This is a genomic window from Endozoicomonas sp. (genome assembly GCF_051008435.1).
Lineage (GTDB): Bacteria > Pseudomonadota > Gammaproteobacteria > Pseudomonadales > Endozoicomonadaceae > Endozoicomonas_A.
Window position 1 is genome coordinate 1 of sequence record NZ_JBPCXO010000425.1, and the last position, 9507, is coordinate 9507.

General features: G+C 49.5%; 6 protein-coding genes. 5 read left to right on the top strand and 1 reads right to left on the bottom strand.

Going from position 1 to position 9507, the window contains the following annotated elements; translation table 11 throughout:
• Positions 1-754 precede the first annotated feature (754 nt).
• From smc to ACR2PX_RS21390, 4 genes are all read left to right on the top strand, one after another.
• The gene (gene smc, locus ACR2PX_RS21375) at positions 755-4264 is read left to right on the top strand and encodes a chromosome segregation protein SMC (RefSeq protein WP_434001384.1); all 3510 of its coding nucleotides are present in this window, start codon (positions 755-757) and stop codon (positions 4262-4264) included.
• A gap of 484 nt (positions 4265-4748) precedes the next feature.
• Positions 4749-5819 (top strand): cell division protein ZipA, encoded by a 1071-nt coding sequence (gene zipA / locus ACR2PX_RS21380; protein ID WP_434001385.1) that lies wholly within the window; start codon positions 4749-4751, stop codon positions 5817-5819.
• A gap of 137 nt (positions 5820-5956) precedes the next feature.
• On the top strand, positions 5957-7999 hold the full coding sequence (ligA, locus tag ACR2PX_RS21385) for an NAD-dependent DNA ligase LigA (protein ID WP_434001386.1): 2043 nt from the start codon (positions 5957-5959) through the stop codon (positions 7997-7999).
• A gap of 3 nt (positions 8000-8002) precedes the next feature.
• Positions 8003-8584: a hypothetical protein gene (locus ACR2PX_RS21390; RefSeq protein WP_434001387.1), complete on the top strand. Its 582-nt coding sequence runs from the start codon at positions 8003-8005 to the stop codon at positions 8582-8584.
• A gap of 31 nt (positions 8585-8615) precedes the next feature.
• Here the strand turns inward: ACR2PX_RS21390 and ACR2PX_RS21395 are convergent, their stop codons facing one another.
• The gene (locus tag ACR2PX_RS21395; RefSeq protein ID WP_434001388.1) at positions 8616-8924 is read right to left on the bottom strand and encodes a hypothetical protein; all 309 of its coding nucleotides are present in this window, start codon (positions 8922-8924) and stop codon (positions 8616-8618) included.
• A 129-nt stretch (positions 8925-9053) separates the two neighbouring features.
• Between ACR2PX_RS21395 and ACR2PX_RS21400 the strand changes: the two genes are divergently transcribed.
• Positions 9054-9200, top strand: coding sequence for a hypothetical protein (locus ACR2PX_RS21400; protein ID WP_434001389.1), 147 nt, complete (start codon positions 9054-9056; stop codon positions 9198-9200).
• Positions 9201-9507: the final 307 nt, after the last annotated feature.

The following is a 9507-nucleotide window of genomic DNA, read 5'->3' on the forward strand; positions in this document are numbered from 1 at the left end:
ACTTCCTCAATGTTGAGTGGTCAGTACCCAGCAAGCGAGCTGCTTCACCAATCTTGACTAATCTCTTATCCATAGTGTGAGATTATGATAGATAATCATAGATTACTCAATACTGTTTCAAACCCTCTGCAGTTGTAGATCGTATACCGAAAGAATGGGCTGGAGGGATGCCAACCAAGGAAGAAACAGGATGACGTTGGCGCAATCACCGCAACCCACCCCTTCTTCAGACTCTGAACCCATGGAACCTTGTGCTCTGCCCTTCAGCGCACTGAGCTATGTGATTCCAGCGATTATTGTGAAAACTTGATCTTGATTGGAACTTCGGTCGCTGTTACCTGGTTGACTACCTATCTCTGTCTGAAGGCAAAGCCAGCAAGCTCAGCGGATTAATCAGGAGCAATAAGTAGACGGGCCGCTAAAACAAGGGGTTTTTGCCAGTAAATGGATGCTCTTCCAGAACCAGGTCGAGATAGACTGAACTTGCCTGAGGGTGGATGGTCAAAGCTTTCGGTTAGAACGACTTTTCCTGACAGGCAGATTCTGTGTACACTCGTAGAAGTTAGACAGACTTGATACAGGGAGTAGCTTCGGGGACAGGGATTGAGGGCCACCGGAAAAAGAGTCATCAACAACGTGCTTAAAACGTCGCCAGTGACTCATGTAAAAGTCTTCAACGGCTTGTGGATAAGAACAAGCTTTTTTACCGTTAACCAGGCAGCTGTGGCCCTGATAGCTATGAATTAAGGAAAAGATGCGTCTTAAATCGATCAAACTGGCCGGTTTCAAATCCTTTGTGGATCCCACAACGGTTCATTTTCCCTCCAATATGTGCGCTGTTGTTGGCCCGAATGGCTGCGGAAAATCCAATATTATTGACGCCGTTCGCTGGGTAATGGGAGAGTCTTCTGCCAAGCACCTTCGTGGTGAGTCCATGACGGACGTTATCTTCAAAGGATCCAATAGCCGTAAGCCTGCTGCAAAGGCTACCGTAGAGTTGATCTTTGATAATAACGAAGGTCGGGTTACGGGTGAATTTGCCGCTTATAGCGAAATTTCCATACGCAGAATGCTCACCTCTGAAGCCAAGAACTTTTACTACCTTAATGGCAACAAGTGCCGCCGGAAAGATGTTATGGATATCTTTCTGGGAACCGGCATGGGACCGCGCAGTTATTCCATCATCAGTCAGGGCATTGTTTCCTCACTCATTGAATCCAAGCCGGAAGATCTCAGGGTTTTTATTGAGGAAGCAGCAGGCATTTCCAAGTACAAGGAACGTCGCCGAGAGACAGAAAATCGTATTCGCCGTACCAACGAAAACCTGGAACGTCTGACTGACCTGCGTGAAGAGATGGGACGACGTCTTGGTCATTTGCAGAGACAGGCTGAAGCAGCAGAAAAATACAAAGAGTACAAAGCCGATGAGCGCCTGAAAAAAGCCCAGCTCCAGGCATTGCGCTGGCAGGGCATTGATGAAAAAGTCAGGAATCAGGAACATGTGATTTCCGAACTGGAAGTTCAGCTGGAAGCCGCCGTCAGTGATCAGCGCTCCTCTGATGCGGGGATGGAAAAAGACCGCGCCCAGCAAATGGAATTGAGTGATCACTTCCATGAAACCCAGGCCAAATACTATGGCACGGGCAACGAGATTACCCGGATCGAGCAAACGCTTCGCCATAAGGAAGAGCGGGCCAAAGAATTGAGTCATGATCTTCAGCAGCTGGATCAAAGCTGGCAGGAAGCTCGTGAACAGATGGCGGAAGATCAATCCCAGCTGGAAATGCTGGAAGAAGAAAAACTGCAGATTGAACCTGAGCTGGAAATGCTTCAGGAGCAGGAATACATGTCCGGTGACTCTCTGGCCCAGGTTGAAGAAGAAGTGCATCGTCTTCAACAGGAATGGGATCAGTTCAGCCAACGCTCCCATGAGCCTCAGAAGGCTGCAGAAGTGGAGCAGTCCCGGATACAACATGCAGAGACCGTATTGGAACGCCTGCAGGCGCGTGAACAGCGTCTGAAAGAAGAAAGCAGCAGTCTGGGTGGGGGAGAAGACCTTGAAGAGATGGAGTTGCTTTCTGAAAAACTGACCGAGCTGGAACTGACCCGCGAAACCCATGAATTAAAACTGGAAGAAACCACCTCTGGCATTGAGGAGAACCGTCTTCAGTTCGATCAGTTGCAGGAAGACCGAGACAGTCATCGTAATGAACTGAGTATGATCAGGGGGCGTCATGCTTCCCTGGAAGCCCTGCAGCAAGCCGCTATGGGGCAGGATACCGGTGTGATGGTCTGGATGGAGCAACATGGTCTGGAGTCAGCTCCCCGGCTGGCTGAGAAACTGCAAGTTGAAACGGGCTGGGAGCTGGCGGTTGAAACCGTTCTGGGCGACAGTCTGCAAGCGCTTTGTGTTGATAATCTGGATCCTGTTGCAGGATTGCTGGGTTCTCTGGAGCAGGGTACTGCGGTCCTTCTCGATGCCTCGGCCCATCAGGTTTCAACGGATGCCAAAGGTGCGCTGCAGGCTCTGGCTGGCAAGGTTCAGGCAGGCAGTGAAGCTCAGGGACTGTTGGCTGGCATCTATGTCAGTGATGCTCTGGAAGCAGCTTTGTCTGCCCGTGGTTCTTTGCAGGCCCATGAATCCATCGTAACAAAAGACGGTATCTGGTTATCCAGAAACTGGCTGCGAATTTGCCGTGAAACGGACAGTCACTCCGGTGTTCTGGCTCGTCAGCAAGAGCTGGAACAGCTGGGTCTGCGGATGGAAGAGCTGGAATCGCTCAGTCAGCAGGTAGAAGAACGTCTGGCTGACGTTAAAATTCAATCCGAACAGTTGGAAACCCATCGTCAGCAGACCCAGCAGCAGATTACTGAACTCAGCCGAACTCAGGGTGAAGTCAGAGCAGATCTCGGTGCCAGAAAAGTCAGACTGGAACAGTTTTCTGAAAGACGCACCCGTCTCCAGCATGAAATTGCTGAATGCCAGGAGTTGAGTCAGGCCGAGCAGGAAAGTATTGGTGAATCCCGTCTGCGACTCCAGGAAGCTCTGGATCGTATGGAAATGGACAGCGGCCTGAAAGAGGATTTGCTGGAGAAAAGAGAGCAGAGCAGAGAGAAACTGGAGCAGGTTCGTCAGCGCTCCCGTCAGGATAAGGACCGTCTGCATCAGTTAGCCTTGAGACAGCAAACCATCAACAGTCAGCTTGAATCGTTGCGAGCGGCTATTGAGCGTCTCAGCCAACAGTCGACCAAGCTGCGCGAACGTCGGGAATTACTCCAGGCATCCTTGTCAGAGTCTCATTCTCCCGAAGGCGAATTGCAGGAACAGTTAGAAATTCTTTTAGCCAGAAGGCTGGAAGAAGAAGAGGCCATGCAGAAAGCTCGCAGTGAACTGGAAGAAGTTGAACAGCGAATGCAGCAAATGGAAAAGAGTCGACAGTCTGCTGAGCAAAAAGCGCAGACAGCCCGTTCAAGGCTTGAAAAGTTAAGAATGGACTGGCAGGGCATGCAGGTCAGGCGTACGACTCTGGCTGATCAGTTGCTGGAAGACCAGTTTGATCTGGACACGGTTCTGGCCAATATGCCGGAAGAAGCTTCAGAACATGCCTGGGAGCAGGAGCTGGAGCGATTGCAGGCCCGGATTGAAAGGCTGGGTGCTATTAACCTTGCCGCTATCGAAGAATACGAAACCCAGTCAGAGCGGAAAACCTATCTGGATGCACAAAATGCTGATCTGGAATCCGCTCTTGAGACATTGGAAAATGCCATACACAAAATCGACCGGGAAACTCGCCAGCGCTTCAAAGTGACCTTTGAAAAGGTTAATACCGGTTTGCAGGAACTGTTCCCCAAGGTCTTTGGCGGTGGTCAGGCATATCTGCAGCTGACCGGTGAAGATCTTCTGGATACCGGGGTGGCGATTATGGCGCAACCCCCTGGCAAGAAGAACAGTACGATTCATTTGTTGTCCGGTGGTGAAAAAGCCCTGACAGCGATTGCTCTGGTATTTGCCATCTTCCAGCTGAATCCATCGCCTTTCTGTATGCTTGATGAGGTGGATGCGCCACTGGACGATGCCAACGTAGGGCGTTACGCCAGAATGGTGTCTGAAATGAGTGAAAAGGTGCAATTCATCTATATTACTCACAACAAGATTGCCATGCAGGCATCCAACCAGCTGGTGGGTGTCACGATGCAGGAGCCAGGTGTATCCAGACCTGTGTCGGTAGATGTGGAAGAAGCAGCGGCAATGGCTGAACTGTAAGTCGGTGACTGTTCATAAAAAGTAGCCTCCAGGGGCTGCTTTTGTATTGTTAAATGGCCTTAAATCTGAGAACCAAGAACCTGAATTAACATATCTTGGATAGAAACGGCCTGCACGGTTGCATAGCCTGATTGAAACAGTTATGACTATTTATAGAGTTTCTCATTGATAAACCGGGGTTTGCGCTTGAAGGGATGACAAATACTCGCCAGAATAGAGTTGTAGGTCAGGGCGCTTAATTGATATTAATTCTGGCGTTTACCGGACAAAGGCTTTACCGGACAAAGGCTTTACCGGAAAATTGTTGTGAAAGTGTAAATAAAAAACGTGTTGTATCAATAATCATAAACAATAGTCTGATTACAAATTATTTTGTTGTAACATGGTAACGATTTTCACCGATTGAACATTTCCAGATATTTGAGTTTTCGGGTTGTTGATTTTCAGACGGCAACAATCCATTGGGTAAACAGGCGGCATGGACATGAGTTTACGAGATTGGTTGGTAATAATCGGAATCGTCGTCATTATTGGCGTTTTGGCTGATGGATACCGCCGTATGCGTCTGGCTAGAAAAAGGGCAACAGAACTGTCTTTCGGTCTTGAAGATGTAAAAGGCAACGAAGAGGGTTTTGGCAGTGAACTGCCCAATGGTGGAGCCAGAAAGTCAGGGGGTCCCACCCAGAAGCTGGAAACAATGAAAAACTGGGTGCGTTCAGAAGAACAGGCCCATGTTCCCGTGCGGGAGCGTATTGAACCAGAAATTTCCAGTCTTGAATCAGAAGCGTCGACTCCAGCCAGAACAGCAAAAGAAGTGCCGGATTGGATGCAGTCTGCCCAAGCTCCGGTGGTTCAGGAAGAGCCAGAGCCAGTCCCTGTTTTGACACAGGTTGATGAAGCTTCGGAAGTACTCTCGGCTGAGCCAGTAATTATGGCAAAAGAGCCAGTGACCAGAACGGAAAAGCCAGCACCCGTGAAGGAGAGTTTTTCTTCTAGATCAGAGAGTGCTGAGGCACCTCAGGCTCCCGTACCTCCTCCGGTTGCAGAAACCAAGCCAGCCCGAGCTGAGAAAAGCCACCGTCCAATTAACCAGGAGAGGCTGGCAGATCGACCCGCAGCCAGTGAAATTCTGGTGATCAACCTGCTGGCTAAAGGCGGTGAGAGTTTTGATGGCGCAAGGTTGTTGCAGAGTCTGCTAGCGACAGGAATGCGTTATGGCGATATGTCGATCTTCCATCGTTATGCTCAAAAGGATGGCACCGGACAAATCCTGTTCAGTATGGCCAATGGTGTTGAACCCGGTACGTTTGATATCGCCAAGCTGGAATCCACCGAGACCCCTGCTGTCACTATTTTTATGGGATTGCCGGGACCTCGCGAACCACTCAAGGCATTTATGTTGATGGAAGAAACGGTCCGTCAACTGGCGCTGGATCTGGGTGGGGAGTTGAAAGACGAACACTTTAGTGTATTGACCCAGCAGACGCTGGAACACTACCGCCAACGTATTCGCGACTTCGAAAGAAAGCAGCTGACCCAAAAGCTGGCTGACTGATTTACTCCCACACCATGAATCTGAAATCCCCCGGAGACTCCGGGGGGACTCTGTTGAAAAGCTGAGTAGAAGGATTCAACCTGCATACTCTTTTCATTGATGACGCTGATCAGCGTCATTTTTTAAGTAATAGAATCATGACTCAAACCACCCTCTCTCTTAAGGACGCCGAGCAGCAAATCCAGGGCCTGCGAGAACAGATAAATGATCATAACTACCGTTATTATGTTCTTGATGACCCAAAGATTGCAGATGCCAGCTATGACCGGCTGATGCAACAGTTGAAGGCAATAGAGACGGATTATCCACAGCTGATCACTTCTGAGTCACCCTCACAGCGGGTGGGTGCAGCACCGTTAAAGGAATTTGGACAGATTCGCCATGAACTGCCCATGTTATCTCTGGACAATGCTTTCAATGAGGACGACCTGAATGATTTTGATCGCAGAGTAAGGGAGCGCTTGGGAGCTGACTCGGCAGTGGAATATGCCTGTGAACCCAAGCTGGATGGTATTGCTGTCAGCCTTCTTTATGAGAATGGCCTGCTGGTTCGTGGGGCTACCCGGGGAGATGGTACGACCGGTGAAGACATTACCATGAATGTTCGCACCATTGCTTCCATCCCTTTAAAGCTGGTGGGTGAAGGCTGGCCAACCCGTCTGGAAGTGCGTGGTGAAATTTTCATGCCCAAGGCCGGTTTTGAAAAGCTGAATCAAAGAGCTAAAGCCCGGGATGAAAAGGTTTTTGTTAACCCCCGAAATGCTGCCGCTGGCAGTCTGAGACAGCTTGATTCAAAAGTGACGGCCAAAAGACCCCTGGACATGTACTGTTACAGTGGCGGTATCGTAGAAGGTGGCGAGTTACCCGAGAAACATGCCGATATTCTTGAGCGTTTTAAAACCTGGGGGCTGCGGGTCAATCCTGAACTGCGAGTAGTAGAAGGGGCTGCTGCCTGTGCAGCGTATTTCACACGAATGAGTGAGAAACGTGCAAGTTTGCCCTATGAGATTGATGGCATTGTTTACAAGGTCAACAGTCTGGCTATGCAGGCACAACTGGGTTTTGTCGCTCGTGCTCCCCGATGGGCGATTGCTCATAAATTTCCTGCTCAGGAAGAAATGACGATCCTTAAAGATGTCGAGTTTCAGGTAGGTAGAACCGGTGCTATCACTCCGGTTGCTCGTCTGGAGCCGGTTTTTGTGGGCGGTGTTACGGTGAGTAATGCAACGCTCCATAATATGGATGAAGTGGCTCGCCTGGATCTCAAAATTGGCGATACGGTTGTGATTCACCGGGCCGGTGATGTGATTCCAAAAGTGGTTCGAACGATTCCCGACCGAAGACCTGATGATGCCCGGGTTATTGAGCTGCCTGAACGCTGCCCGATTTGCGATTCAGACGTTGAAAGAGATGAAGATGAAGCGGCAGCCCGATGCACCGGCGGTCTTTATTGCTCAGCCCAACGTAAGGAAGCAATCAAACACTTTGCTTCCAGAAAAGCCATGGATATTGACGGTTTGGGTGATAAGCTGGTTGAGCAGTTTGTTGAGCAGGGGCTGGTGAATAATGTAGCCGACCTCTATAAGCTGACAGTAGAACCCATAGCCTCTCTTGAGCGAATGGGTAGAAAGTCTGCGACCAACCTGGTGAATGCCCTGAAAGTCAGTCAGAAAACGACGCTGGCCAGATTTATTTATGGGTTGGGGATTCGAGAGGTCGGTGAAGCAACAGCCCAGAGTCTGGTGGCGCATTACCGTGATCTTGAAGCCATTAAGACTGCGACGGTAGAACAGTTACAGGAAGTCGACGATGTAGGCCCTGTGGTTGCGGCTCACATAGAAAAGTTTTTCCAGCAAGAGCATAATCTGGAAGTGATTGATGAGTTGCTGAAAGTAGGCATTCACTGGGAAGAAGAAGCTGAGCCAGAAGAGGGGAAGGCTCAGCCATTGGAAGGTGAGGTTTGGGTACTGACAGGCACTTTGCACAATATGACCCGGGATGAAGGCAAGGCCAAACTGCAGAAGCTGGGAGCCAAGGTGACAGGCTCCGTCTCAGCGAAAACCAGTGCTTTGCTGGCGGGCGAAAAAGCCGGTTCCAAGCTGACCAAGGCTCAAAATCTTGGTGTTCGTGTCGTTACAGAAGATGAATTTATTAATTTGATGCAGGAATGGGGAGGCTGACAAGTGAAACGGGGGCTGGCGCTGATCGTTACAATAACAGGATTTCTTTTTCTGACCGGTTGTGCCAGCACAACACCTCCTGCCAATCCCCATAACCTCTGCAGTGTTTTCAAGGAAAAGCGCAGTTGGTATCGCCACGCAAAAAAAGCGAATGAAAAATGGGGGACTCCGATCCAGATCATGATGGCGATCATGTATCAGGAGTCTTCATACCGTCATGATGTAAGGCCTCCCAGACCCTGGTTTCTGTTTATTCCCTTACCCAGAAATTCATCTGCCTACGGTTATGCCCAGGCGCAGGATGGTACCTGGGATATGTATCTGAAAGAGAATGGGGGCTGGTTCAAAGGTCGTGATGATTTTGAAGATGCCATAGACTTTATCGGCTGGTACACCAATAGAACCCGACGCGTCAATGGTGTTTCTCTCTGGCGTGCTGACCTTCTCTACCTGAATTACCATGAAGGCTGGGGTGGTTATAAACGGGGTACTCATAAAAAGAAACCCTGGCTGATGAATACCGCGAAAAAAGTCCATGGCCGGGCTTCTAACTATGGTGCACAGTTGCGTCGATGCGGCCTTTGAACGTCCCTGTTCAAACCGTTAGCTGAATCAATCAGGCATTATCGGGCTCGTGGTTCTCTGTCGGTTCTTCCGGCTCTGATAGGGGTGAAGTGGCCGGAACCTCTGTTGAGCTGACAGACTCTTCAGTTGTCTCTTCAGTTGTCTCTTCAGTTGTCTCTTCAGTGGCTGTTCTGGTTTCTGTGTCAGTAGCGGTTGTGGTTTGTTCCGGCTCTATAGAGGTGATGAGTTCTTCAGAAGGCACGGTATTTTCGGTAGTTGTTTCTGTCCCCGCCGCTTCTGTAGTCTGATCAGGACGATAGGAAAGATACAGTCTGCCTGTTTCTCTTAAATCAATGACCACCCGCTCATGCTTTCTTAAAAAGCCCTGTCCAAAAAACTGATCCCAGCCAGGGCGATCTCATTTGTCTTGGGGCAATAAAATTATCCCCCAAATCTGGCATCCTGCAACCTGATTCGCAGGATGCCGTCAATGACCTTTCTTGATCTGTTTTCTGATTTGACTAAAGTTCGTGCTGATAACCATCGCTACCCACTTCCTCATCTTGTATTCATTGAGAGTTTTGCAAGGGGCCAAGATCACCCGTTACCAAAATTAGCAGGTGCCATCAATGCGTAAGTCCTATAATTGTGTTTTGAGGATATACCCATCGCCTTTCAAGATGCTACGTTGTTGTCAGCGTTCGGCAACTGCTCCTGCGTTGCTCTATCTCCTGCATCCATGCAGTCGTCGCTCACCGGGATGCCGGACCATCCGATCACCTACTACTCGTAAGCTCACGGAGATTCGCTCTCTTGTCGCCTAGGAGCCTGACCGAGAATAGGTTATTCAGATATCCAAAATCACAAAATGAGCAAAAAACATCCATATCTCCGACGTGATTTGCTCATTTTTACAGATTGGCAGCCTTTTACCGCCTTTATGC

Coding starts and splice junctions, on each gene's coding strand:
- smc (WP_434001384.1), top strand. CDS start 755: ATGCGTCTTAAATCGATCAAACTGGCCGGTTTCAAATCCTTTGTGGAT.
- zipA (WP_434001385.1), top strand. CDS start 4,749: ATGAGTTTACGAGATTGGTTGGTAATAATCGGAATCGTCGTCATTATT.
- ligA (WP_434001386.1), top strand. CDS start 5,957: ATGACTCAAACCACCCTCTCTCTTAAGGACGCCGAGCAGCAAATCCAG.
- ACR2PX_RS21400 (WP_434001389.1), top strand. CDS start 9,054: ATGACCTTTCTTGATCTGTTTTCTGATTTGACTAAAGTTCGTGCTGAT.